General features: G+C 44.4%; 24 protein-coding genes. 14 read left to right on the top strand and 10 right to left on the bottom strand.

Translation table 11 applies throughout. The annotated features are described in order from the left end of the window. On the top strand, positions 1–873 hold the full coding sequence (gene sucD, locus VF412_RS10250) for a succinate--CoA ligase subunit alpha (protein WP_331339146.1): 873 nt from the start codon (positions 1–3) through the stop codon (positions 871–873). A gap of 69 nt (positions 874–942) precedes the next feature. Here the strand turns inward: sucD and VF412_RS10245 are convergent, their stop codons facing one another. Then, complete coding sequence (locus VF412_RS10245; protein WP_331339145.1) at positions 943–1,854, bottom strand: hypothetical protein; 912 nt, start codon at positions 1,852–1,854, stop codon at positions 943–945. A gap of 192 nt (positions 1,855–2,046) precedes the next feature. On the opposite strand from VF412_RS10245, the gene VF412_RS10240 reads away from it, so the two are divergent. The 4 genes from VF412_RS10240 to VF412_RS10225 all read left to right on the top strand — a co-directional run bounded on the left by VF412_RS10240 (position 2,047) and on the right by VF412_RS10225 (position 4,930). Next, the gene (locus VF412_RS10240; RefSeq protein WP_331339144.1) at positions 2,047–2,568 is read left to right on the top strand and encodes a hypothetical protein; all 522 of its coding nucleotides are present in this window, start codon (positions 2,047–2,049) and stop codon (positions 2,566–2,568) included. A 152-nt stretch (positions 2,569–2,720) separates the two neighbouring features. Next, on the top strand, positions 2,721–3,209 hold the full coding sequence (locus tag VF412_RS10235; RefSeq protein WP_331339143.1) for an ankyrin repeat domain-containing protein: 489 nt from the start codon (positions 2,721–2,723) through the stop codon (positions 3,207–3,209). 11 nt (positions 3,210–3,220) lie between these two features. Then, positions 3,221–4,666, top strand: coding sequence for a catalase (locus VF412_RS10230; protein ID WP_331339142.1), 1,446 nt, complete (start codon positions 3,221–3,223; stop codon positions 4,664–4,666). Between the two features lie 54 nt (positions 4,667–4,720). Beyond that, a complete protein-coding gene (locus VF412_RS10225) occupies positions 4,721–4,930 on the top strand; it encodes a hypothetical protein (RefSeq protein ID WP_331339141.1) in 210 nt (69 codons plus the stop codon). On the opposite strand, the gene VF412_RS10220 is transcribed toward VF412_RS10225, so the two are convergent. Then, on the bottom strand, positions 4,914–6,134 hold the full coding sequence (locus tag VF412_RS10220) for an MFS transporter (protein WP_331339140.1): 1,221 nt from the start codon (positions 6,132–6,134) through the stop codon (positions 4,914–4,916). The genes VF412_RS10225 and VF412_RS10220 overlap by 17 nt on opposite strands. A 168-nt stretch (positions 6,135–6,302) precedes the next feature. Here VF412_RS10220 and VF412_RS10215 point away from each other — a divergent pair, with 168 nt between their 5' ends. After that, positions 6,303–7,460 (top strand): AGE family epimerase/isomerase, encoded by a 1,158-nt coding sequence (locus tag VF412_RS10215; protein WP_331339139.1) that lies wholly within the window; start codon positions 6,303–6,305, stop codon positions 7,458–7,460. On the opposite strand, the gene VF412_RS10210 is transcribed toward VF412_RS10215, so the two are convergent. Continuing rightward, complete coding sequence (locus VF412_RS10210; RefSeq protein WP_331339138.1) at positions 7,457–8,512, bottom strand: type II secretion system protein; 1,056 nt, start codon at positions 8,510–8,512, stop codon at positions 7,457–7,459. The two genes, VF412_RS10215 and VF412_RS10210, sit on opposite strands and share 4 nt — an antisense overlap. Positions 8,513–8,837: 325 nt before the next feature. Between VF412_RS10210 and ndk the strand changes: the two genes are divergently transcribed. Genes ndk through VF412_RS10180 form a run of 6 tightly spaced genes read left to right on the top strand, consistent with a single transcriptional unit; the run spans position 8,838 to position 14,891 of the window. Then, positions 8,838–9,263: a nucleoside-diphosphate kinase gene (gene ndk, locus VF412_RS10205; protein ID WP_331339137.1), complete on the top strand. Its 426-nt coding sequence runs from the start codon at positions 8,838–8,840 to the stop codon at positions 9,261–9,263. 3 nt (positions 9,264–9,266) lie between these two features. Then, a complete protein-coding gene (locus tag VF412_RS10200; protein WP_331339136.1) occupies positions 9,267–10,409 on the top strand; it encodes a class I SAM-dependent RNA methyltransferase in 1,143 nt (380 codons plus the stop codon). Between the two features lie 27 nt (positions 10,410–10,436). After that, positions 10,437–11,204 (top strand): tetratricopeptide repeat protein, encoded by a 768-nt coding sequence (locus tag VF412_RS10195; protein ID WP_331339135.1) that lies wholly within the window; start codon positions 10,437–10,439, stop codon positions 11,202–11,204. Further along, entirely contained in the window at positions 11,204–12,367 is a 1,164-nt protein-coding gene (locus VF412_RS10190) for a helix-turn-helix domain-containing protein (protein WP_331339134.1), read from the top strand. The genes VF412_RS10195 and VF412_RS10190 overlap by 1 nt, the downstream gene beginning before the upstream one ends. Before the next feature lie 41 nt (positions 12,368–12,408). Next, positions 12,409–13,686, top strand: a complete 1,278-nt coding sequence (locus VF412_RS10185; RefSeq protein ID WP_331339133.1) for an ArnT family glycosyltransferase — start codon at positions 12,409–12,411, stop codon at positions 13,684–13,686. Beyond that, positions 13,683–14,891, top strand: coding sequence for a hypothetical protein (locus tag VF412_RS10180; RefSeq protein ID WP_331339132.1), 1,209 nt, complete (start codon positions 13,683–13,685; stop codon positions 14,889–14,891). The genes VF412_RS10185 and VF412_RS10180 overlap by 4 nt, the downstream gene beginning before the upstream one ends. Here VF412_RS10180 and VF412_RS10175 read toward each other — a convergent pair. Further along, positions 14,881–15,192, bottom strand: a complete 312-nt coding sequence (locus VF412_RS10175; RefSeq protein WP_331339131.1) for a 2Fe-2S iron-sulfur cluster-binding protein — start codon at positions 15,190–15,192, stop codon at positions 14,881–14,883. The genes VF412_RS10180 and VF412_RS10175 overlap by 11 nt on opposite strands. Before the next feature lie 69 nt (positions 15,193–15,261). On the opposite strand from VF412_RS10175, the gene VF412_RS10170 reads away from it, so the two are divergent. After that, positions 15,262–15,879: a 3'-5' exonuclease gene (locus VF412_RS10170; protein ID WP_331339130.1), complete on the top strand. Its 618-nt coding sequence runs from the start codon at positions 15,262–15,264 to the stop codon at positions 15,877–15,879. Between the two features lie 62 nt (positions 15,880–15,941). Here the strand turns inward: VF412_RS10170 and VF412_RS10165 are convergent, their stop codons facing one another. The 3 genes from VF412_RS10165 to VF412_RS10155 all read right to left on the bottom strand — a co-directional run bounded on the left by VF412_RS10165 (position 15,942) and on the right by VF412_RS10155 (position 18,902). Then, a complete protein-coding gene (locus VF412_RS10165; RefSeq protein ID WP_331339129.1) occupies positions 15,942–17,561 on the bottom strand; it encodes an NAD+ synthase in 1,620 nt (539 codons plus the stop codon). Beyond that, entirely contained in the window at positions 17,558–17,911 is a 354-nt protein-coding gene (locus tag VF412_RS10160) for a DUF2203 domain-containing protein (RefSeq protein ID WP_331339275.1), read from the bottom strand. Before VF412_RS10160 ends, VF412_RS10165 begins: the two co-directional genes overlap by 4 nt. A 130-nt stretch (positions 17,912–18,041) precedes the next feature. Further along, positions 18,042–18,902 carry a hypothetical protein gene (locus VF412_RS10155; protein ID WP_331339128.1) on the bottom strand — a complete coding sequence of 287 codons (861 nt, stop codon included), beginning with the start codon at positions 18,900–18,902 and terminating at the stop codon, positions 18,042–18,044. 31 nt (positions 18,903–18,933) lie between these two features. Between VF412_RS10155 and VF412_RS10150 the strand changes: the two genes are divergently transcribed. Next, on the top strand, positions 18,934–20,181 hold the full coding sequence (locus VF412_RS10150) for an O-linked GlcNAc transferase (protein WP_331339127.1): 1,248 nt from the start codon (positions 18,934–18,936) through the stop codon (positions 20,179–20,181). Here the strand turns inward: VF412_RS10150 and rimO are convergent. From rimO to VF412_RS10135, 3 genes are read right to left on the bottom strand one after another with little or no spacing between them, the layout of a single operon-like run. Beyond that, positions 20,178–21,551: a 30S ribosomal protein S12 methylthiotransferase RimO gene (rimO, locus tag VF412_RS10145; RefSeq protein WP_331339126.1), complete on the bottom strand. Its 1,374-nt coding sequence runs from the start codon at positions 21,549–21,551 to the stop codon at positions 20,178–20,180. The two genes, VF412_RS10150 and rimO, sit on opposite strands and share 4 nt — an antisense overlap. After that, positions 21,548–22,201 carry an outer membrane lipoprotein carrier protein LolA gene (locus VF412_RS10140; RefSeq protein ID WP_331339125.1) on the bottom strand — a complete coding sequence of 218 codons (654 nt, stop codon included), beginning with the start codon at positions 22,199–22,201 and terminating at the stop codon, positions 21,548–21,550. Before VF412_RS10140 ends, rimO begins: the two co-directional genes overlap by 4 nt. A gap of 7 nt (positions 22,202–22,208) precedes the next feature. Further along, positions 22,209–22,754 (bottom strand): hypothetical protein, encoded by a 546-nt coding sequence (locus VF412_RS10135; protein ID WP_331339124.1) that lies wholly within the window; start codon positions 22,752–22,754, stop codon positions 22,209–22,211. Between the last annotated feature and the right edge of the window lie 18 nt (positions 22,755–22,772).

Below are 22,772 nucleotides of genomic sequence, written 5' to 3'. Positions count from 1 at the left end.
ATGTCAATTTTGATAAACAAAAACACAAAAGTTATCTGCCAAGGTTTCACTGGTGCTCAAGGTACTTTCCACTCTGAGCAAGCATTGGCCTACGGAACTAAAATGGTTGGTGGTGTGACTCCGGGTAAAGGTGGCACAACTCACATCGGTCTTCCAGTGTTCAACACTGTGAAAGAAGCTAAAGCAGCTACTGGTTGCAACGCTTCTGTAATTTTCGTTCCCCCTCCATTCGCTGCCGACTCTATCATGGAAGCTGTTGACGCTGATTTGGATCTAGTGATTTGTATCACTGAAGGTATCCCTGTATTGGATATGGTTAAAGTTAAGAAGTACATGCAAGGCAAACGTACTCGCTTGATCGGTCCTAACTGCCCAGGCGTTATCACTCCAGGCGAATGCAAAATCGGTATCATGCCAGGTTCAATCCACAAACCAGGTCGCATCGGCGTTCTTTCACGCTCTGGGACTTTGACTTACGAAGCTGTGGGCCAATTGACTGCACTTGGTTTGGGCCAATCTACTGCGGTAGGTATCGGCGGAGACCCTGTGAACGGAACAAACTTCATCGACATCTTGAAGATGTTCAATGAAGATCCAGACACTGACGGTGTTATCATGATCGGTGAAATCGGTGGTTCTGCAGAAGAAGAAGCCGCTGAATACATCAAACACAACTTCAAAAAACCAGTCACAGTGTTCATCGCGGGTGCAGCTGCTCCTGCTGGTAAACGTATGGGTCACGCGGGCGCGATCATCAGCGGTGGTAAAGGTACTGCCGAAGCGAAGTTCGAAGCTCTTGAGGCTGCCGGTTGCAAAATTTCTCGTTCACCAGCTGACATGGGAAAAACAATGCAATCCATGTTGAAAAAATAAAAGGTACGCCGTACCTTTTTGCGATGTTGCGCGTTGAATGGCGGGTCTGTGAAAGCAGGCCCGCTTTTTTTATAGGTCGTAATCAGGATCGTTTCGATAGTTTTGGAAGGGATCGAAGTCTCCGGCGCGAAGTGCTTTTTTCTTTTTATATTTCTCTAAGCGTTCGGCGATTTGATATGGATTTTTTAGATTGTCGGCGTCCAGTAGCGTGTCTGTTAAATTAGATGCCGTAGGTTTTTCACTGGTTGCGCGTTTGAAGACCAAAACTGGTTTTCCGAATTCCTTTTGTTTTTTGGAGTTTACTGAACTATCCCCGTATAGAAATTCGAACTTTGCTTGAAGGACAGCAATTTTTCCCGAAGGATTCCATTTCGCCTTCACGAAAGATTCTTTTAAACCTTTTCTAAGTGCACGAATCACATGCACCTTCAAAATGGGATCATCAGCTTTGGCTCTTAAAGCCGTCTCTACAAAGTGGCCCTCAGCATCGACTTCGAATTCTAGGAAGACGCTGCCGAAGTGGTTATACTGCGCAAGAATTGAATCAAACATCAACTGACTGTCGATACGCTCAAAAATCTGGTGATAGAACTCCCACTGATCTGTATCAGCAAGCATGTTGTGGCTATCGAATATATAGGTGTCTGAACTTTTGAAGTCTGATTTCGCAACGGGATTGCCATCTCCAAGGCCTTCTCCATCCGCTGATTCATAGTGATATTGTGGGCCAAAAAGATTTATTCCCTTAAGAGAAACATCTTTTCCTCTACCATTTTGTCCATTCTTTGCGGAATGACTTATCGATGCAGATGTAGCGCTTATAGATTTCGTTGTGGAAGAGGTTTCTGTATGGGTTGCTTCTGCTATTTCGATTTCAACAACCCGCGAAGAGCTTTTCTGCGCTTTCATTCCAAAGACAACTCCTAAGAGCAAGCCTCCGTGAAGAATCGTTGAATAACTCAGCCATTTTGAAATTCTCATGGGAAAAGCCTATGAAAGCGCGCTTTTCATTTCAAGGGAAAATATCGATTTCCTATTTTGACACCGCGGCCTGCGGACTGGGTGCGGCCTGACTTCGAATAATCGCAGAGAAAGATGAAAGGTTGCCCATGAATTTCACATGATTCACGAAACTTTGACAAATCTTTCAAGGCCGACATAAGTTAGCAACAAATGAAAGCATCTTCTTTTACCAAAAAATACTTATCAAACGTTCCTTTTGCCGAAGAGGCGAAACATCACCTGTCGGTCATTGATCAAAATTTCGATGCCGACTTTTCAACTTCGGGCCGCGGGTACTTTTCGTATGAAGATCAGGAAAAGATTCAAGAACAGGCTTGTCGCCTTTTAAAGGAAAAACTAGCAGAGCAAGCAACGCCAATCCTTGGCGACGTTCTTCGTGAAGCTTGGGCTGAAGTCGTCGCAGATTTTCATCGACAGGAATTCTGGGGCTTCCAAGTGCAGAAATATAAATCCAAAAAGCCATTAACGGAAGAACAAAAGACCTTTCGCGAATTGGGTACTTATATCGGTGTTCTTATTGGATCAATGCTTATATTAAAGACAGCATTTTTCTATTTCGGAATGCACGCATCAAGTAACCCTACTGACGAAAACATAGTTTCCTTTGTCGTAACGTTGATATTATTCTTGAGTATTTTGGGTGTTTTCCTATGGAGAAAGACTCGCCGATAGACCTTTGCGGACTTAATTCGCTTTTATCTCTATAGATCTCATTAATGATCTTTAGATATATTATAGTTATTTTCTATATCATCCATCAATATTGAATATTGGATACATACGCAAAAATGACCGATCCTTATGCCACAAGGAGATACTGTTTTATGCGTTCTTATTCTGAGTATCTTAAAAGCAAACAAGATGAACCACTGCTATTGCAAGCCGCTCGCGTTGGAGACATTGGAACGATCGCCAGAGAAATTCTAGCTGGCGCTAACGTGAATGAAAAAAATCACCGCGGATATTCGGCGTTAATGCTAACCGCCTATAACGATCACTATGACGCCGCCGTTTTGCTTATTGAATCTGGGGCTGACGTTAATACCTGCGATAAGGGCGGAAACACAGTCCTCATGGGGGCTGCCTTCAAAGGACATTTTGAAATCTTGCAGCTTCTTTTAAAAGAGGGCGCTGACATTCACCTTCGCAATTTCGCAAATCAGACAGCATTGGATTTTGCAAAAACATTTGGGCGAAAGGAAATCATTCCACTTCTGGAAAGACACGGCAAAGTTCCCAACATCTTTCAGCGCATCGGTCATTTCATTTCATTCTTCCTCAATCAACTCACATACAAAATTAAGAATACTTAGGAGAAATCATTATGTCTAAAATTAAAACGTTAACAACTTCTGCTGGCGCACCCGTTTCTGAAAATCAGCACTCTTTGTCTGCGGGACCTCGTGGTCCTCTTCTTCTCCAAGATATGCATTTAATTGAAAAACTTGCTCACTTTGCCCGGGAAAGAATTCCTGAACGCGTAGTGCATGCAAAGGGCTCAGGTGCCTACGGAACTTTGACGATCACTCACGATATTTCCAAATATACAAAGGCAGAAGTTTTCTCTGAAGTTGGCAAAAAAACAGATTTATTTCTGCGCTTCTCGACTGTAGCTGGAGAAAAGGGCAGTGCTGATACCGAACGCGATCCACGTGGATTTGCGGTCAAGTTCTATACAGAACAAGGAAATTGGGATCTCGTTGGCAATAATACTCCGGTGTTCTTTGAGCGCGATCCTTTGAAATTTTCGGATTTTATCCATTCGCAAAAGCGAGACCCGCAAACAGGTTATAAAAATGCGACAAGAATGTGGGACTACTGGCAATATGCTCCGGAAGCTCTTCATCAGATTACAATTCTATTTAGTGATCGCGGTACCCCTGATGGTTATCGCTTCATGAACGGATACGGCAGCCATACCTATAGCTTTATTAATTCTAAAAACGAACGCTATTGGGTCAAGTTTCACTTCAAAACCTTGCAGGGAATTAAAAACTTAAGTGCTGAGCGCGCGCAAGAGCTGGCGGGCACTGACCCCGACTATGCAGGTCGCGATCTTTTCGAAGCGATTGAGAGAAATCAGTATCCTCGTTGGGCTCTGAAGATTCAGGTTATGTCAGAGACAGATGCCGACCATTATAAAGTGAATCCCTTTGATCTTACAAAAATTTGGTCACACAAAGACTATCCTTTGATAGACGTCGGCGTGATGGAGCTGAATCGCAATCCTGAAAACTATTTTGCTGAGGTTGAACAAGCCGCATTCTCTCCGGCCAATGTTGTTCCTGGCATTGGATTTTCTCCTGATAAAATGTTGCAAGCTCGTCTATTTAGTTATCCAGATGCGCAACGATATCGACTCGGAGTCAATTATCAGTCTCTTCCCGTAAACCGCCCCCGTTCTGAGGTGAACACTTACCATCGCGATGGTTCCATGCGATTCGATGGCAATGCCGGAAGACAGACGAACTATGAGCCGAATGGCTTTGAAGGTCCAGCTCAGAACGCGGATTTTGCTGAGCCTCCATTGAAAATTTCCGGAGATGTTGATCGTCACAATGCTCACTTAGGTAATGATGATTTCTCGCAGGCGGGTGATCTGTACCGCTTGTTAACCCCTGCCGAGCGTGATCGTTTAACAACTAATATCGCAAATGCCATGAAAGGCGTCCCGTCTGACATAGTGCAAGCCAATATTCAGCATTTCCTTCAATGCGACCCAGAGTATGGTCAGTCCATCGCCAAAAAGACAGGTGTTCCACTAGAATAAGATAACGAAGAAAGGGGGATTATCTTCCCCCTTTTCCCTATTGCCGAGGTATTTATGAAAGCGCTAGCATTAAAGCATGAATCAAGTTCTTTCCCGGGACTTCACATGCTGAAAGAAATCAAAGCAACCTACAAAAAAAGCGGCTTCAGGGGCCTGCGCAAAAAATACGGCTGGAAAGTCTTTGCTGCTGTAATTGCTTACTATTTGATTCGTGACCTTACAATTTACGTAATTATCCCCTATTTAATTATCGATCACGTTTAAAAGGAAATGCGCCATAAATAAATATAATAACTTGTAAGCAAGTCGCAATTATTCCACTGATCGAAAGAACATCCTTAACATCAATTATAGACGACAACATTCCTGTCATAAATCCCCCGAGGGCCATTCCTCCCTGAAGAGACAACTGAAATAAACTAATTATCTTCCCACGAATCTGATTTTGAGCCCTTTTCTGCAAAAGGGAATTCACAACTGTATTACTGGCCGTCAAAAAGAGACCAAGACAAAAAAGCATCAAAAATAATAGAGAAACCGACGATACAAACCTCACCAGCAATAACAAAATCCCTGTCAATATAGCAATGCCGTGGGCTGCCAATCTCAATCGATTGTCCCTTTCGCTCAATATTGCAGGAAAGATCGCGTCAATAACTCCTCCAAAGCCAAAGCAAGCCATGGCCCAACCTAACTGAGAAGCATCTCCGTGAAATATATTTTTTATCAGCACTGGTGCAAATGTCATCATCGGCGCACATAGGGCCATCGTTACAAACACCGTCATCAGTGGCGTGTTGAAATCCGGATCTTTCAAAAAAAGAAGGTACTGAGTTGGTTTCGTTGAGACGACAGGCTCTTTTTGAAAGCCTGATTTTGGATATATCCAATAAAGTGAAAGGAAAAATGGAATATATGAAACGAGATTTGCGCCATAGCATGCAGTCACGCCATATTTCGAAATTATCAGCCCGGCAAGTGAAGGACCCAAAGTTCTAGAAAGATTAAACTGAGTAGAATTAAATGAAATCGCCTTGGGAATTTCATTCTGCTCAACCATTGATGGAATAATTGATTGGAATGATGGCATCGAAAGAGAATCCGTGCTTCCAATAATGAAAGAGCAAACTAAAATTATCCAAATTTGTGCACGGTTCGAGAGAATCAGAATGAATAGAATCAAAACACATAAACATTGAATTGACTGACACACTAGAACTATTTTCTTTCGATCGAATCTATCAGCTATGTAGCCTCCCCATAAAGTGAGAATCCAGCCTGGAGCATTAAGCATGAAGCTATCCACACCAACCCAGAAGGAGGAATGGCTGATCGTTAAAATAACCCAGGGTTGTGCCACCTGCTGCATCCAGGTTCCTATATTGGAAAAAAGACTTGAGATCCAAAATAGAAAATATCTTTTGGTTCTAAGGAATGACGATTTTTTTTCGAGCTGAACTTCCCTCATTCTTCGAAGCTATACACCCTCCACAATAAACGCGACTTATATTTTAAACATTCATGCAGTTCTTTGCGCCGTTACAAGGTGCCTATCAAAGGAGCCTGAATCTGGTTGCTTGACCATATGCCCTGATAATATGCTGAAGCCGATTGGCAGGATTGGAGTGGAACTAGAATGGGAAACACAGCGGCTCAAAATATTGAAAAATGCAAAAACTGGCTTTCAAGGGACGTGTATCCTTTGTGGAGCGCAAAAGGTATCGACAAATCAAATGGAGGTTTCGTTGAGAGCCTAACATTTGAAGGCCAGCCAATGGATGTTCCACGCAGAGCCATGGTGCAATCTCGCCAGATTTATTCTTTCCTGACTGGCGCTCGTCTCGGTTGTGTTTCAAAAGACTTTGCTCATTCGGCGGCTCTTGCAGGAACTCGCTATATGATTAAGAATTTCATGCAGCCCTCTGGAGCTTTCATTTACTCCATTAATCCAGATGGAAGTGTGAAAAGCGCAAATCCTGATCTTTATACTCAAGCTTTTGCATTGTTCGCATTGGCGCAAGCTTATTCGATTTCTCCAACTGCAGAATTTAAAGATCCAGCAAAAGCGTTGGTGAAATATCTTTACCGCGAACGCAAAGTTCAAGCCGGTGGCTTCACGGAGCTTGATGAAAAAGGCACCATTTCCTACAAGTCAAATCCCCACATGCACATGTTCGAGTCTGCAGTCGCATGGATGCAAGTAGATCAAGATCAGGAATGGAAAGACCTTGGCCATGAGCTTGTAACTTTAGCTTTAGAAAAATTCATAGATCCTAAGACTCATGTTCTTGGTGAATATTTCGACAGCCACTGGAATCATAAGATGGAAAACGGAAAATTTATCTATGAGCCCGGTCATCAATACGAATGGGCTTGGTTGATGTTCCTTTATCAAGAACTCACAGGTCGTGATTTGAAAGCTGTTCGTCACAACCTCTTTCAACTTGCAGACAAGTACGGAACTTCACCATCACGTAAAATCGCTTTTGACGAAATGTGGAGTGATTACACTCCGAAACTTCAGTCATCTCGCTTCTGGCCACAGTGCGAGCGCATCAAGGCTGCGGCACGATTGGGAACTGAGGCCTCTGCCGATCAAAAAGTCACTTATGCAAAAGCTGCCGATGACGCTTTGGAAACACTTTTCAAATTTTTTGAAACTCCGATGAAAGGTCTTTGGTACGACCAGTTGTCAGCTGAGGATACCTTCAATTCAACAACGGCAAAGGCAAGTTCGCTTTATCATATCGTTAATGCCATTGAAGAATATGTTCTGTATCGTCCGAGACTTTAGCTGCAACAAATCGCATACGTTCGGCAAACTCCCGAATTACCTTCTGAGCAGGTCATGGTTTGGCCGCTAGGCACGCAACTGCGCGTGCCTATGACACGGCCATCGCCACCCCTTTGCATTTCACAGCTTCCACCAGTTAAAATTTTCCCTGCCGGGCATGTCGCGGAGGCTGAAGCCCCCCAGCCGCTTGGCACAATCGTGCAAGATGAAATTCCACCCATGCCTTTCCAGGCACTCGTGTTATCGCAAAATTCCATGGTCCCTGTGGCATTGGGGTTGTATCGAATCGCCCCAGGTGAACACGTGTTCGAATAGCCCATCTTGATGGCACCATTCACTTCCAAAGTTGCTTGAGGCGTTGTCGTCCCCACTCCGACATTGAGTGTTGCCGGATCCTGATAAATATTACTGTTCTTCATTGAGGTGCTGCTTTCCCACAGCGGAACATAGTTCGGCGAGCCACTTCCATTGGTCATTGCACAACTAGATATTGAGGTATTTGCATTCGCTCCTGACGTTTGCAAGAGCATTGGGTAAGAAAGATCTGGAACCACGCGCACTGTTCTCGCAGGATCAAATGATACGTTCAATGTTGCTAAATAGTGATTAGCATCAACCTTTTGTACGACATTCACATAAATCGAGTTCACATAGAGTGAATTCGAAGATGCCGATGCCTGTTGATTGATCTGAGCGATCGGAGCCGACGAGCCTCCACGAAGAGGAATCTGATTTAAAGTGAAGGCATTTTTCTTCGGAAGAGTCGAAGCATCAAAAGTTGCATTGACCGGCGAGAGACCGACGGAAGATCCGTTGGCAAACATAAAGCTGCAGATCGTTCCATCCGCAAAAACAGAAATAAGGTTCTTATCCAATTCTGATTTTGCCAATTGCTCGCTGAGCGCTTTCACCTCTTTAGACTGGTGGCTCTGTAAGGTCATCATTCCACCCATAATGATTCCCATGACTCCGACGACAACCAGAGTCTCTACAAGGGAAAAGCCACTTCGGGATCGAATAGGGGCAAGGATCGATTTACATGGTTGAATCATCTGCATATTCCAGTGCTAGATATGGTCATTACTTTATTTATGATAAGGTCTCGACCAACTCAAAACCACTGGTTTACCATCGATAGATTCAATATGGGACAATGCCAGAAAGTTCCAACAAGTGAGTTTGTTTACTAATATAAATATTTAAAATCACTTGTGAATTATAATACAAAGAGGATTTTTTCGACATCTAAGACTCGAGTCTCGCTCCAAAATATGCGCGGGAAAAATAACGAAAAGTAGACAGGCTTCCCGCCTTTCGCTACAACCTCTAGGATTCATTAAATTTTAATACTGTTTGTAATAAACAAGGAGATATCTAATGGCTATCGAACAAACATTCTCAATCATCAAGCCAAACGCAATGAAGAAAAATGCTATCGGTGACATCGTAAGCATGTTTGAAGCAAACGGTTTGAAAATCGCTGCTGCAAAAATCACTGTTTTGACTGCTGATAAAGCTGGCGAATTCTATGCTGAACACAAAGCTCGCCCATTCTTCGGCGAACTAGTTTCTTTCATGACTTCTGGCCCAGTTATGTTGATGTGCTTGCAAGGTGAAGGCGCCGTTTTGAAAAACCGCGAAATCATGGGTGCAACTGATCCTAAAAAAGCCGCTCCAGGCACAATCCGTTCTAAATTCGGCGACAACGTAGGCGAAAACGCAGTTCACGGTTCTGACTCTGTTGAATCTGCGGCTCGTGAACTTGCTTTGTTCTTCGAAAAACGCGAAATCTGCAACACATAGTTAATGGTTTCCTCTTCTCAGATCAAAATTAAGATCGAGAAATTGGCCATCGGAGGCGCGGGCATCGCCCGCCACGATGGCCTTGTTATTTTTGTACCGCTTGCTGCTCCTGGCGATGAACTTCTCGTCGAACTCACGACTCAAAAGAAAAACTTTGCTGAAGCTCGTATCATCGAGATTCTAAAACCCGGTCCCGCACGTCGTGAGCCCCCATGCCCTGTTGCGCTTGTTTGCGGTGGCTGCAACTGGCAACAAATCACTGAAGAAGAGCAACGCAGGCAAAAGGAATCTCTAGTTCTTGAGACCATCAAGAAGTTTAATCCTTCTTTGGATTTTGACTATCTTCCTTTGAAAGAAAGCCCCCGCGTTTTTCGTTATCGCAACCGCATTCAACCAAAATTCAAAACCGGCAAATTCGGTTTTTTTGCTAGAAACTCTCACGAGATCGTGGAAATCACAGATTGCCCAATCACTGAAGAAGCTTTGACTCAAAAGTTTCCCGAAGTGAAGGCTTGGGTGGCTGCCAAAAACTCGAAAGACCTTTTGCGCCTTGAGATGTATATCTCGGATCAAGAAGAAGTTCGTTATGGACTTATCACTGATGAAGACGACGGCGTTGGGTTTTCGCAAGTCAATCGCTTCCAAAACGAGGATTTGCTCAAGACCGCTTTAGAGTGTGCCGGCGACTCGACTTACAAACAGATTTTTGATCTGTACGCCGGTTCTGGAAACTTCACCTTCCCGCTTTTGAATAAGTATAAAAACTCTCCTGTAACCGCGGTGGAGCTCAATCCAAAATTGGTGGAACGCGGTCGGGCGCAAAACAAAGACAAGCGCCTTCGCTACTTCTTGTCCGATGTTGAGAGCTTTATGAAGCGCGCAACAATCACAAACCAGGACCTTGTTCTACTAGACCCCCCTCGCGCCGGTGCTAGCGAATATATTATGCGTGCCCTTGCCGCAGGAAAACCCGAAAAAATCATCTACATCAGTTGCCATCCCGTTTCACTCGCAAGAGATCTGAAGTGGTTCTTCGAATGGTCACAGAAATTGGGTCACAAATACCGCCTTTCGCGGGTTCAAGCCTTCGAGATGTTCCCGCAGACAGATCACGTAGAGACTATTGCAGAGCTGAGGGTTGACTAATCCCCCTCGAGTGATACCTTTTTATTCATGCGTAAATGGATTATCGCTCTTTGCGCGTTGACCTCGTTCAGCACATTGCTAACAGGCTGCGCAAGTTGGAATCAAGACAAGGACAAAGCCGAGCTTTATATTCGAATGGGAAGTTCCCTTATCGAAGAGGGTAACTATCCCGGAGCTCTGACTGCGTTGTTAAAAGCAAAAGAAATGGATCCAAGCAACCCACTTGTCTATAACGAGTTGGGCCAGGTCTATTTCATGCGCGAACGTTACGAGACTGCTGAACAGCAATTTCGCAAAGCCGTTTCGCTTCAAAAAGAATACACCGATGCTCGCAACAACTTGGCCCGCGTTTTGATCGAAGAAGGTAAATACGCTGAGGCCGAAAAAGAGATCAACACCGTTTTAGCAGATCTTACATACGGTTCTACGGATCGCGCCTACGTCAATTTGGGTTTGGCAAAATTCAATCAGAAGCAATACCCACAAGCTGAAGATGCATTTTTTAAGGTTTTGAAAATCAAGCCCGATGATTGCGTTGCGAGTGACTATTACGGCCGTTCTATCTTCGAACAAAAAGATTATGGACGTGCCGTCGAGGCTTTAGACCGCGCCATTGGCTTTTGTCAAAAAAATCTATTTGATGAGCCTCATTTTTACAGCGCTCTCGCATACTATCGTTTAGGTGATAAATCCAAATCAGCCGCTCGCTTCTCAGAAATTATCAAATATTACCCTGAAGGGAAATATCGCGAGAAGGCCAAGGGCATGTTGGATTTGATTCGAAAGGGAAATTGATGAAAAAGACTGGTGAAATCCTCAAAAAAGCCCGTGAAGAAAAAGGACTTTCCCTTAACGAAGTTGGCCTTTCGCTTAAAATCAGCAGCAAGGTTCTAAAAGCTATCGAAGAGGGGGATGAAAAAAATCTTCCTGCAAAAACGTTTCTTCGTGGTTTCGTGAAAAGCTATGCGACATATTTGCGTCTTGATGCTGACAAAGTTCTAGAAACTTTTTACGAAGAGGTCGGATCAACTCGACCTCAGCCTTACATCCGTCAAGGCGAACATGCCAAAGAAATTGCTGAGGATAAAATTTCTGAACCAGTGACAGCTACATCTCTGCAATCTACAACATCTGAGCCTGCTGAACCCGAAGCGACAGTGACACCAATTCGTCAAACTCGCCCCGAGCCTGTGCAAGCTGCTCCGACCCCCGCTGCGCAGCCTTCTCGGGCACAGCCTTACAATCCACTGAACGAAAAGAAGAATACAAAAACTATTGCTGTTGTTGTGGTTCTTGCGATTCTTGTGGGCTTAATCATCTTCACAAAGAAAATGATCGACAAATATTCTAAAGAAGCTGAAGTCCCGACTTCTCAGGTGGCACAAACGATGGAAGGTGCAACTCCGGTTGCAACTGCGTCCGGCGCACCTGGCACCTCAGAGACCCCTGCACCTGTTGAGTCCATGACCCCATCCGCTAATGCGGCAACAGAGGCGACACCTGAGCCTTCTCCATTAAGTACTTTGACAAAGCCCGCCCACACTTCAGTTCCCGCGACGATGGCAACACCTTCCGCAAGTCATGTGACAACTCCCTCTATAGCCGCGACATCTCCAACACCTACTGCGAAGCCAACCGCAAGTGCCACTCCGACGGAAAAACACGCTGAAGAAGCGGCCGCGACTCCAACAGCTTCGCCGAGCCCAACTCCGAAGGAAGAAAAAAATAAACCTGTCGAACTGATCGTAGAGGCTTTAGATACGGTTGATATCGAATACTCGGCACCAAATGGAAAGCCACAGAAAATTAAGCTGTCCGCCGAACAGGTGCATACATTCAAAAGCCGCAGCGGTCTTCGTATCAGCTTCTCTAACGGTGGAGCTGTGAATTTGATCGTGAACGGTAAGGATGTCGGCATCCCAGGCGATCTTGGTAAGCCTATTAAATTGAGCTATTAGTCTTGAAAGATTTAAAACGCATTTGGTTCATAAGCCTTCTTGTGAAGCTAGTTTTATCCGCGCTTATTCCGTTAAGTGCGGATGAGGCTTATTACTGGGTCTGGTCACACAAGCTACAATTGAGTTATTTCGATCACCCACCTATGGTGGCTTGGCTTTTCTATGCGGGACATTTTTTAGAGCCTTTCATGAATGCCGTTCGCTGGCCCGCAGTTCTTCTTGGGCACTGCACACTGGGAATCGGCGCTCTTCTTTTGAAAGAACATTTTCCCCTCGAAAAAATTCGCTGGTGGATGTATTTGGTTTTATTCTCTCCTCTATTGGGGTTTGGCTCAATGATCGTCACGCCGGATTTGCCGGTAGTGTTCTTCTGGGTTCTTTCGCTCTATATTTTTCAAAATGTTTTGGAAAGGAAAGATGCCTCGAGCTACGCAGCTTTGGGAGCAGCACTAGGCCTTGGTTTCTGCGCAAAATATCACATCATCTTGTTCGTCCCGTGTTTGATCACTTATCTTCTATTCGAAAGAAAATGGAAAGAAGTCCAATGGCGTTGGGTTCCGCTTACAATCATCACGGGTATTTTGTTCTGCACTCCTGTGCTTTTGTGGAATTATCAAAATGATTTCGCTTCTTTCACCTTTCAGTTGAAACACGGTCTGCAACGCGATTCTTACGAGTTCAATTGGACGAGCTCTTACGTGCTGGGACAAATTGGAATCATCTTTCCTTGGGTGTTATGGGCCGCTTTAAAAGCAAAACTTCCAGAGAAAATACGCTATTTGTACTACTTTGCGTGGTTTCCTTTGATTTTCTTCTTCCTCACTTCATTCCGCGCTTTGGTTGAAGCGAATTGGCCGATCGTCGCTCTGCCAGCAGTATGTATGTTGGCGGCCTATCATCCAAAAATTCAGAAATGGCTGCGCTATTACGTCGGATTTTGGAGTGTCATCATTGTAGTTGTTTTAACTGCTCTGTTTGTCCCAACTATTCGTAATTCAAATCCAAAAATCAGCGAACCATTTCAGTTTCAAGAACTAAGCACTTTAGCGCATGAATATTCACCGCTGTATGCGTCGTCTTACCAAATGGCATCATCGCTTTGGTATTTCAGCAAGATTCCGGTGTTTAAACTTCAAGGTATCAGCCGTTTTGACTTCTTTGACACACTTAAAGAGTCCATACCCGCCGGAAATCATTTTTATTTGGTGGAACATGAGACAAATGGTTTACCTGAGTGGCTTTCTCAACAACAATGGACTCATCGGGAAATCAAAAGGATTGCCCCAGATTTTGTGTTGTTGGAATTCACTCGCCCATGAAGTCATTACTAGTTGCCGCATTTTTATTAGTCGCTTATTTCTTGTACGGGTTTTATATTAACCAGTACGAAGTCAGCACTATTCCAAAGCAGCTTACTGCTGAACACGCACCGAACTATTACGACTACAAAGGCGTTATCAATGTTCATACCGAATTGAGTTCCGGTTCTGCACCAGCAAGTTTCGTTATCACTTCAGCAAAGCTTGCGAATCTTGATTTCCTGATGTTCACCGACGTGAATATGTTCAATATGCCAACGACGTTTGAATCTTATCATGGCAATTTGTTAGTTTTCTCTGCGGGCAAGTACAGCTATCTTGATTCACGTCTGATTTATTATTCTCTTAATCAGGAAAGCATCGGCAACAACTTGGGCGAGGCCCAAGTAAAACTTGCCGATCTTCTTTCCCAAAATACGGGTGCAAGCAAAGACACATTGACGATCTTAGCTCACCCCTACAAAGCAGGATACAGCTGGAACGGAGAAATTCCTTCCGGCCTTGACGGATTTGAACTTTGGAATCAAAAAAGTTTATCTAACCGCGCTTGGGCTGAATCAAAGCTTTCAGTGGTGTGGTCTCTACTCACTTATCCATTCAATCCAAAATTGGCTTTACTTCGTCTATATACAGAACCAACAGATGAAATCGCGTTGCTTGATAAAATGAGCACTCAGCGTAAAATCAATATTTACGCAGGAACAGAGGCTTCGGCCCGCGCAATTCCACTTGCGAATTATTTAATTCGTTTTCCGAGCTATAAAAGAACTTTCGAAGTCATGAGCAATCACGTTTTGCTTAAGTCCGAACTTACTGGAAGCTTTAATAGCGATCGGATGAAAATTTTTTCAGCTCTTAAGAACGGAAACTTTTATATCGCGATGGACATGTTGGGTGATCCCAAAGGTTTTGTTGCGACGATGGATGAGGGCAATCATTCTTATTTGATTGGCTCGGAAGTGAAGTTCAAAAAAGGAATGCAGCTGAAAGTAAAACTTCCTGCGACTCCGAAAGATTTTTTTGAGATTGTGATTTATAAAAATGGCGAATCCGTTGCGAAGATCAACAAACCGGAAACAAGTTACGACGTGACCGAGCCCGGAACTTATCGCGTGCAAGTGCGCGTAAGCCCCATGATGCCTTTGCCTGACGCGAAAAAATGGATCACTTGGATTTACACAAATCCTTTTTACGTTAAACCTTAGATTCAGGAATTTCCAAAACCAGGCCGTCGATGGGTTCCATCTGACAGCACAGACGTTCTTCATCGGAAAATCCACGATCAGAAGCTAACTCGGCCTCGATTTCATTTCGCGGCGGCAGCTTCTCTAAACCTTTTCGCACAAAAACCATGCAGGTTCCGCAGGTTCCAAACCCTCCACAAGTATGATTTAAAGGCAAACCCACGCGCAGAGCCAACTCCAAGACGCTTTGATCTTTATGACTCACCTGGACAATTACGTCGTCCGGCAAAAAGGTAATAGATTTTCCAGACTTAGAAACCACGTCCGAGAACTCCTTGAAAAGGACAGTCTTTAGTTGAATCAACCCCTCCCATTTTGTATCAATGAATTCATGAGATTCATAGCTTTTGACTTCGAAACTACAGGTACAGTTCCAGGCGTCGATCAAATCGTAGAGATCGGTGCTGTTCGCTTCGTTAACGGTGAGCCCGAGGCCGTATTTTCTACCCTTGTAGATCCTCTTCGCCCCATCCCGCCAGGCGCTTCAAATGTGAACGGTATCTTTGACCACATGGTTAAAGGCAAACCAACAATCGATACTCTTCTAGAGTCATTTGCAGAGTTCTGCGGTGACGACGTGATGGTCGCCCACAATGCGCCATTCGATGCTCAGTTTCTAACCGCTGACATCAAGAAGCACGAATCTTCTGCTCCGAAGGGTTTGGTATTGGATTCTCTTCCGATCGCTAGAAAAGTATTCCCAGGTCTTCCAAACTACAAATTGGGAACTTTGGTTCAGCACTTGAAAATTCCAACAGCCGAATTCCATAGAGCGGAAGCCGATGCGACTTATCTAGGTCACATGTTCACGGCGATGGTAAAAAGAATTTCTATTGGCGGCCAAGCTCCGCAAATTGCGAATCTTGTCGCTTTGACTGGTAAACCCGAATTGCGTTTTCCACAAATCGTGCGTCAACCAAAACAAATGGATCTTTTCGGCGCATTCTAATTTCTTTGAATTCTAAGAAATAAAAAAGGACTGGCAGTGATGTCAGTCCTTTTTTTATGTCTTTACTCTTTCGCCTTATGAGCAATCGGATATCTGCGCCCGCGCCCGAAGGAATGCCCAGACACTTTCAAAATCGGTGGAGCTTGCCAGCGCTTAAATTCAGTTCGCATCAAGATCGGCATCAGCCACTTATCAGTTGCTGTTTTCACAGCTCCTTCTATTTCAACCAAGTTTGTCACGGCCTTATCTAAATCAGGATAAGGCGGTAACGAGTCTTGGTCCTTCTGATTCGGGCGAAGCTCTGCCGAAGGCGCACGATCGATAATCTCTGTCGGGATTACTTCGCCTTCTTTGTTGTAGTGACGAGCTAATGCATAGACTTGTGCTTTCGTAAGATCCGCAATCGGAGCCAAACCACCGCACATATCACCGTACATTGTCGAATAGCCCGTGGCATATTCACTCTTATTTCCGGTCGTTAAAAGCATGCTGCCGTCTTTGTTCGAGAACGCCATCAAAGTCATTCCGCGAAGACGCGCTTGAAGATTTTCATTTACGAGTGAGAACCCTTCAATCTGAATTCCCTTCGTCAAGGCCTTCACCGCTTCGTCATACATCGGACCAATTTCAACAATTTTAAAATCAATTCCCAAATTTTTCGCGAGTTCATGCGCCAGTGACAGGCTTTCTGGAGCGTTGAAGGGACCCGGCAAACCAATGCCTGTCACATTTGCGGGACCCAAGGCATCCACCGCCAATGCCGCTACCACGGCGGAATCAATACCGCCACTCAGGCCCAAATGAACTCTCTTCATACCAATCTTCGCACAGAAATCACGAAGACCTAAAACAAGGGCACGACGAAGCTCTTCGTTCACATCAATTTTCGGAGTTTTATTCCAAACTTCCAGGGTATTTAAATCGATCACGTTCATGTCCTCTTCAAATGGAAGACATGTCATCAACTTCTTACCTTTTTTATCCATGATATAACTTGCGCCATCAAAGATGATTTCGTCCTGAGCACCTACAAGATTTGCATACAAGATCGGAGCGTTAAAGTAAGCCGCTGTTTTCGCCGTCACGTACTCACGCTGTTTCATTTTTCCGATGAAGTAAGGTGAGGCGCTTAAATTGATAACCATATCAACTTTCTGCTTCTTCACCTTCGCCAACGGGTTCATTTTGTATGGAGAGTTCCCTTTAGCATCAGGCCAAGCCCAAATATCTTCACAGATCGTCAGGAAAAACTTTTTGCCATTGAACGAAAAATAATTTTTAGAAAAATCTCCGCTTTCGATAAAGCGTGCTTCATCGAATACGTCCCCGGTTGGCAAAAGTTGCTTGTGGAACATGCGAGGCTTCTGCCCCTTAACTAACAATGCCGCAGAGTTGTAGTAAGGACGACCCATCTTGCTAGGATTCTTAGTAATCAAACCGATGATAACGCCGATACCCTTAGGAATTTTCTTAATGAGGTCTTTGAATTCGGCTTCTTGTTTTTTAACGAGCTCGGTGCGCTCTAAAAGATCAAACGGATGATATCCAAAAAGAGTGCACTCTGGGAAAACCACAAGTTCGCACTTCTTCTGTTGCGCTTGATGAACAAAATCTAAGATTTTTTCTTTATTAAATTTAAAATCAGCTAAAGTTGGATTTACTTGTGCTAGGGCGATTCTCATTCAATGACTATACGCCCAGAAAATCCGTCTTGGTAGCCATGGCAATGATTTATTTCAGTCTCTGGGTATTTCCAGCAGAAATAGCCCTTACCATTGTCGAAATCGGCCATCCAAAGACCCTTAGGCTCGCCGCCCAATTTCTGGATTTTGACCTGCCAACGCTCAATGATGGCATTGATTTGGGCTTCGATCACGGTCACCGATGGGTGGGATTTATCCGAGAACGCTTCGATTCTGTTGACGTGGGCTCTTACCTCACGGCTGGACTCTTCTGTGAGACGGTACACTATGGGAAGCAATTGACGTGCTTCCACCAAAGTAAAAGTTTTCTTGCGATTGATCTCAATCACAGTCTCCAAAGAATCCCCCTCAAAATCTGTACGCGATTCTGTATGTATGAATAACCAGGGGGTTTCAAGAGAATCTGTTCCGTGTAAGAGAAGTTAAGAAATTGTATGGAAAAATTCTAAACGCGCGCAGTTAATTTTTCGCATCTTTCGACATTGAAAGTGCCTGACCACCAATGAAAATCACCAATGCAATAATCAAAGCGGCGATGAATAAGTAACGTATAAAATTTCCAATCGTAAACGGCTTATCCTCTTCCTCAACAGCTGCTTTCGGCGGAGGAGGTTTCACGCCAATCTTCTTCGGAGCAGGGCCCAAATCCCCCGTCGCCACAGAGGTCGTGCGACCTGTATCATTCGCACGCTCGAGCTTTTTCTTCTCAGCATCCGTCCAGCCCGCCATATTCACAGCACTTTTCTTATTTTGTCTTTGAATGCCGTAACTCGCGGCGATTTTTGTGTTAAAGAAACCGTTCCCAGCACCTAATTGTTCCACTTGAATTTCGGTAACTTTATTATTGGCCCCCGAATCACCAATTCCAGCAGCGGCCCGACGTTGTCTTAGGAACGATGATCTGCCTCCGCGGCTTGGAGTCTGTGATGAGGAAGAAGATGACGAACTAGAGCCGGAACTAGAACCACTCGAAGAACTCGAAGACTTATCAGAAGAACTGCTATCAGAGCTGCTAGAAGACGATGAATTACTTTTCGAGCCTGAAGAATTGCTTCCGCCGACCGAGGCCATCTGTCCCATTTTACAACCCAAATCGGCGGCGGAGGTGTCATCACCACCCAACGATGGCAAAGCACCTGTTTCCAACAAGCAGGCTGTATAGTCACCAATTGTCGACTGCAAGTAATTTTGCAGAGGAGTAAAAAGTTGTGTCACCAATAAAGTCAGAATTGCCACCGACACAACCAATAGCAAAACATACTCAATGGCCGCCTGGCCTTGATGATTGAATAGTCTAGCTGAGGATATTGGACTCTTCACTCGAGAGGGCATTTAAGTCATACTACAACATATGAATAACAGACTGAATTTCAATCGCAGCGTGTTTGCCTTGTTCTTGGCTTTTGTCTCATTTTCGAACGTTTCTTTGGCTGCCTCCTCGACTTCCGATGGGGAGTTGGATCTAGACACCCCAGTCAAGGTCATCGGAACAATTAAAACAAATGATTCTGCCTCGTCAGCAAAACCTTCCAGTGAGTCGGATTCCTCTGCAAGTGGCGGAGGTGCGACCATGGCAGCCCCACCGTTACCTTCGGCGGCGGCTTCAAAACCTGCGACCACGACCTCTGTCACTGATAACGATCCAAAGATCGAAAAGATGAAGGAAGAAATAAGAAAGAATCCACGCAACATCAAACTGATCGTGGCTTTGGCTGAGGAGTTTTATAAAAAAGGCGATTACGAAAAGACCACTCTTCTTTTGTGGAAGCAAATCGACAAATTAGATCGCAATGCCATTATTCTTTTAATCAAAGCCCATCAGAAAAAGAACGAGCCTGGCGAAATGATCCGCGCTGCCAATATTCTAGTTGGCAAGAATGAAAAGGATTTTCAAGCTTATACCTATCTGGGCGATGCCTATCACATGCAAAAGAAGCACAAGGAAACTCTTGAAAATTACAAAAAAGCCCTCGAGATTAATGAAAAATACGAACCCGCCTATTACGGCCTTGCCGTTTTCTATGACAAAGACAAGCCGAACTCTTACGAGTTGCGCACTCTCTATTCAGACATGATTGAAAAAATAGGTTCGAAACCAGAGTATTGGCAAAGGCTTTGTGAAATTGACTCCCGCGATATGGCAGAGGCCTCTGTGGATTCATGCAAGCAAGCTACAATCAAAGATCCCACACACGCCGACGCCTTTGTTTATTTAGGTAAAGGCTTGCGCGCTTCAGGCAAAGAGGAAGAGGGCATAGCGGTACTTAAGAAAGCCGCAAAAGATTTCCCTAAGTCAGAATTAGCGCAATACACATATGGCAAAATCCTAGAGGACGACAAGAACACGGTCGATGCCATGAAGTTCTATAAAACCGGCGTCGAGGCTGATGATAAAGCTGCACGCAGCTGGTTGGGGCTTGCTTCAACATCATTTGACTTAAAAAAATACGAGGTATCGCTGATCGCTTATAAGAATGCCTGCAAGTACGACAAAAAAAATGCGGCTGCCTTTAGAAAAGCAACCGCCATTTTAAGAAACAATCACGTGAAAGACTGGATCGACAAATTCGAAGCCGCGTCTGACAATTGTACGTTCTAGTTTTCTGTTACGATCTCTCCTAGAAGGTCGTACTCCATGCTGTCGGTGATGTGAACTTTAACCATGTCACCTACCTGAGCTTCACCGTCATTGATCAACACAACACCATCAATATCGGGAGCTTGACCCCAGAAACGACCTTGCAACAACAAGTCAGTCTCTTCAGAGAAACCTTCAACGATCACGTCGATAGTTTTGCCAACAAAATCACGGTGTTTTTCGCGAGAGATATTTTGCTGAACTTCCATCACAGCATCATGACGGTACTGCTTAACGTCTTCATCAATTTGATTTTCCATACGTCCACCTGGAGTGTTCTCTTCAGGAGAGTATTTGAAGCAGCCAACACGGTCGAATTGTTGTTCAGCTATAAACGCCAACAACTCTTCGAATTGTTCTTCAGTTTCACCAGGGAAACCAACAATGAATTGAGTTCTGATCACAGCCTCTGGAATGTGTTCGCGGATGTTCATCAAAGCCGTTTCAATTTCATCACGAGTCATTTTACGATTCATTGACTTAAGAACCGCATCGTTGATGTGTTGCAAAGGCATATCGAAGTACTTCACGATCTTTTTGCTGTTCTTGATCAATTGAACCATCTCTTGAGTGATTCCATCTGGATATAAGTACATCAAACGAATCCATTGAAGGCCTTCAACTTGATCAAGGGCTTTCAACAATTCAACAGGACTTTCTTTGCGAGTGGGATCTTTACGACGGATATCGAAACCATAATCAGTGAAGTCATGGCTGATGATGATCAGCTCCTTCACGCCGCCAGCAACCAAAAGGCGCGCTTCTGCAACAATGGCGTCGATTGAACGAGATTGCAGGTTTCCGCGAATCAAAGGAATCGCACAGAATGCACAACGCTTCATGCAACCTTCGGAAATTTTCAAATACGCTCGGTGACCCGGCTGAGAGTTCACACGCGGAGTTTCTTCTTGCTGCAGGTAAGTTGGCAAATTGAAGAATGTCTTCTGCTTTTCACCAGCGTCAGAGTTTTTCAAAATTTTAGAGATGTTTTGGAATTCACCAGAACCTACGAACAAGTCGGCCTCTGGCAAACCTTCTACTAGTTCGTCTTTGTATCGTTGAGTCAGACAGCCGGCTACAACGACTTTCTTAATTTTACCTTCAGCTTTAAGATCGCTCATATCCAAAATGCGTTGGATAGATTCTTTCTTTGAATCTTCGATGAAACCACAGGTGTTTACGATAACTGTGTCGGCTTGATCCGCTTCACCAACAACTTGGTAACCGTCTTTCATTAAAGTACCGGCCATAATCTCACTATCAACGAGATTTTTGGGGCAACCCAAGCTGATAAAATGAACTTTGTTATTTTGAGTTGTTTCTTGCTTCATAGGTCCGTCACCTGTGCGTCTTTAGGCACTTGAAATTTGAACTTACTGTTATCTGCTTTTTTTGAAAATTTGATGTCAGAAAACTTCATTGTTGTGAGGTTTCCGATATCGTCTTGATACGAAATCTCTGTCAGCTGTTTCTTCTTCGTATCGATCACGAGATTCAAAGACTTCACTTGAAGGTCTCCGCCCTGAGGCTCGACTTGAATCTTAGATGTGTCACCGGATTTATCTTCCTTCACAACTTTAAAGCTTTTCTCGATGTCGCCACCAAGAAGTGAGGAAATCAAAATTTGAGATTTTGTTTTCTTATCAACTTTGCCGCGAGCTACTTGCGGAGCTCCGCCAAATTCTTTCGGAGGATACTGAACACTCCAGATTGTTGTGCCGTCGAAGATCAAAAGCGTGTTTTCAGGCTTCGTGTTTTCCCAACGGAACTTTCCGTTAGCAACAAAGATAGTGCCTTCGTACTTTGTCTCGCGGCCCTGAAGTTCAAGCTTCACGGTTTTTTCCACAGACATTTCAACAAGCTTAGCTGTGCGGTAATTTTTTGATAGTTTCTGAAGTGTCTCGTTTGCTTTAGGTTTAGCCGCAAATCCCGAAACGGAAATGCCCAGAACTAAAAGCAAAGTTCCCATAGTCTTAATCATTCGGGCGTTATAGCAGATCGATGGACGCTCCGCAAGAGAGGCTCCTTCGTCCTAAGACCCACACCTCAAAGTGAGGGGGACTTCCAAGAGCCTCATAAGCGGCGTGCGCCGTAGCGCCCGTAGTGAGGATGTCATCAGCGAAGATCCACAGGCAGCTCGACCAATCATTAGACAGGTCTGAATAATTTTCACTTACGTTCAAGCGCAGGCGCCGCCTCTGGTCACGAGAGGCCCCCCTTTGATGTTTCGGGGCCCGTTTTACCAGGCAATTTGCAAACTCCCCTTGAAGAGTATCGGCTAAGGATTCAGCCCAGAAGTATGCATGGTCCTTTCGACCTGTCGATGACGGCGCAGGCACGATTCGCACAGGTCGATCCTCCCACATTGGTTGTGCCAAACGCTTTCCTAAAAAGTTGGAGGCAAAACTTTGCCATCGATTTTTCCCAGCTGTTCCTTTCATAGAAAGAAACAATTTCGAGAGCATGTCGGACTCACTAGGACGCCAATCATACAATGCATAGATCGGATATGGAGCTTCATGAATCTCGTGCAAGGGATCTCCTACAAAGCG

The organism is Bdellovibrio sp. (assembly GCF_036384735.1).
Taxonomy (GTDB): domain Bacteria; phylum Bdellovibrionota; class Bdellovibrionia; order Bdellovibrionales; family Bdellovibrionaceae; genus Bdellovibrio.
The sequence above is the reverse complement of the archived record's forward strand: the minus strand, read 5'-3'. Positions and strand labels throughout refer to the sequence as shown.

Excerpts from the sequence above, each read along its gene's own strand:
- sucD (WP_331339146.1), top strand. The coding sequence starts at position 1 with ATGTCAATTTTGATAAACAAAAACACAAAAGTTATCTGCCAAGGTTTC.
- VF412_RS10245 (WP_331339145.1), bottom strand. The coding sequence starts at position 1,854 with ATGAGAATTTCAAAATGGCTGAGTTATTCAACGATTCTTCACGGAGGC.
- VF412_RS10240 (WP_331339144.1), top strand. The coding sequence starts at position 2,047 with ATGAAAGCATCTTCTTTTACCAAAAAATACTTATCAAACGTTCCTTTT.
- VF412_RS10235 (WP_331339143.1), top strand. The coding sequence starts at position 2,721 with ATGCGTTCTTATTCTGAGTATCTTAAAAGCAAACAAGATGAACCACTG.
- VF412_RS10230 (WP_331339142.1), top strand. The coding sequence starts at position 3,221 with ATGTCTAAAATTAAAACGTTAACAACTTCTGCTGGCGCACCCGTTTCT.
- VF412_RS10225 (WP_331339141.1), top strand. The coding sequence starts at position 4,721 with ATGAAAGCGCTAGCATTAAAGCATGAATCAAGTTCTTTCCCGGGACTT.
- VF412_RS10220 (WP_331339140.1), bottom strand. The coding sequence starts at position 6,134 with ATGAGGGAAGTTCAGCTCGAAAAAAAATCGTCATTCCTTAGAACCAAA.
- VF412_RS10215 (WP_331339139.1), top strand. The coding sequence starts at position 6,303 with ATGGGAAACACAGCGGCTCAAAATATTGAAAAATGCAAAAACTGGCTT.
- VF412_RS10210 (WP_331339138.1), bottom strand. The coding sequence starts at position 8,512 with ATGATTCAACCATGTAAATCGATCCTTGCCCCTATTCGATCCCGAAGT.
- ndk (WP_331339137.1), top strand. The coding sequence starts at position 8,838 with ATGGCTATCGAACAAACATTCTCAATCATCAAGCCAAACGCAATGAAG.
- VF412_RS10200 (WP_331339136.1), top strand. The coding sequence starts at position 9,267 with ATGGTTTCCTCTTCTCAGATCAAAATTAAGATCGAGAAATTGGCCATC.
- VF412_RS10195 (WP_331339135.1), top strand. The coding sequence starts at position 10,437 with ATGCGTAAATGGATTATCGCTCTTTGCGCGTTGACCTCGTTCAGCACA.
- VF412_RS10190 (WP_331339134.1), top strand. The coding sequence starts at position 11,204 with ATGAAAAAGACTGGTGAAATCCTCAAAAAAGCCCGTGAAGAAAAAGGA.
- VF412_RS10180 (WP_331339132.1), top strand. The coding sequence starts at position 13,683 with ATGAAGTCATTACTAGTTGCCGCATTTTTATTAGTCGCTTATTTCTTG.
- VF412_RS10170 (WP_331339130.1), top strand. The coding sequence starts at position 15,262 with ATGAGATTCATAGCTTTTGACTTCGAAACTACAGGTACAGTTCCAGGC.
- VF412_RS10165 (WP_331339129.1), bottom strand. The coding sequence starts at position 17,561 with ATGAGAATCGCCCTAGCACAAGTAAATCCAACTTTAGCTGATTTTAAA.
- VF412_RS10150 (WP_331339127.1), top strand. The coding sequence starts at position 18,934 with ATGAATAACAGACTGAATTTCAATCGCAGCGTGTTTGCCTTGTTCTTG.
- rimO (WP_331339126.1), bottom strand. The coding sequence starts at position 21,551 with ATGAAGCAAGAAACAACTCAAAATAACAAAGTTCATTTTATCAGCTTG.
- VF412_RS10140 (WP_331339125.1), bottom strand. The coding sequence starts at position 22,201 with ATGATTAAGACTATGGGAACTTTGCTTTTAGTTCTGGGCATTTCCGTT.